This window comes from Curtobacterium sp. PsM8 (assembly GCF_030433875.1).
Lineage (GTDB): Bacteria > Actinomycetota > Actinomycetes > Actinomycetales > Microbacteriaceae > Curtobacterium.
Window position 1 is genome coordinate 1 of the sequence record NZ_JARUXD010000149.1, and the last position, 1,218, is coordinate 1,218.

The 1,218-nt window shown below is 71.0% G+C and carries 1 protein-coding gene; it reads left to right on the forward strand.

All coding sequences use genetic code 11. From position 1 onward, the window contains the following. Positions 1 to 107 precede the first annotated feature (107 nt). On the forward strand, positions 108 to 1,040 hold the full coding sequence (locus QCD68_RS17170) for an NADP-dependent oxidoreductase (protein ID WP_301223889.1): 933 nt from the start codon (positions 108 to 110) through the stop codon (positions 1,038 to 1,040). Positions 1,041 to 1,218: the final 178 nt, after the last annotated feature.

The window sequence follows — 1,218 nt, forward strand, 5'->3', positions numbered from 1 at the left end:
TGACGGGTGGAGCATCACGCTCCACCGGTCAGGGGCTTTTCTGCATTCCCCGGCACAGTTCCGCATTGCCTGAGTATCGGGCACTGCGTACCCGGTAGACCGGATCCATGAAGGTCGTCGGAGTCACACAGTTCGGAGGGCCCGAAGCCCTCGCCGTCCACGAGATCGAGGACGTCCACGCCGGCAGCGGTTCGGTCCGCATCGCGGTGCAGGCGTTCGCCGTGAACCCCACGGACACCGGCGTTCGCGCGGGGGAGCGGGACTCGAGCGCGCAGACCGCGCCCTACGTTCCCGGCATGGACGCAGCCGGGGTCATCGACGAGATCGGCCCCGACGTCGAGGGGTGGTCCGTCGGGGACCAGGTCATGGCCATCGCGCTACCGCTCACCGGCCACGGCGGTGCGTACGTCGAACACCTGGTCGCACCGGTCGGGTCGTTCACCCGGATCCCGCGTGACACCTCGATCGAGGAAGCGTCCACCGTGCCCATGAACGGGCTCACTGCCATCCAGATGCTCGAACTCGCCGGGCTCGAGCGCGGGCAGACCCTGGCCGTCACCGGTGCCGCAGGCCTGCTCGGCAACTACGTGGTCCAGCTCGCGAAGGCCGCTGGCATCACCGTCATCGCGGACACGTCGGAGAAGGACCAGGCCCTCGTGCACTCGCTCGGTGCCGACCACGTCGTGCCGCGCGGCGACGGGTTCGCGGAGGCCGTCCGGGCGATCGTCCCCGAGGGTGTCGATGCCCTCGCCGACTGCGCCGTACAGCGGGACGTCGTCGTGCCGGCCCTCCGCGACGGTGGCGTGTTCATCGACGTCCGAGGGTGGAAGGGCAACGGGGCCGAGGGTATCCGCTTCACCCAGGTCTTCGTCTTCAACGAGTACCGGTCGTTCGACAAGCTCGAGCATCTCCGCCACGCGGTCGAGGGCGGCACGATCGTCCCACGCGTGGCCGAGGTGCTCCCGGCGTCCCGCGCCGCCGAGGCGCACGAGCGACTCGAAGCGGGCGGGACCCGCGGGCGCTTCGTCCTCACCTGGTGACAGACGCCACGGCCTGATAGACGTCACCATGTGACGAACGTCAGCGCCTGACGGGCGTCACCACGAGACGGACGGGGGGCCCCGGGCCACAAGGTTCCCGGCCACCCCGCCGGGATAGGCGCGCGCGGCGCGCCGGCGGGCCGTGCGGCGGGGGTGGATACCGCGGGGGCGAGCGGCG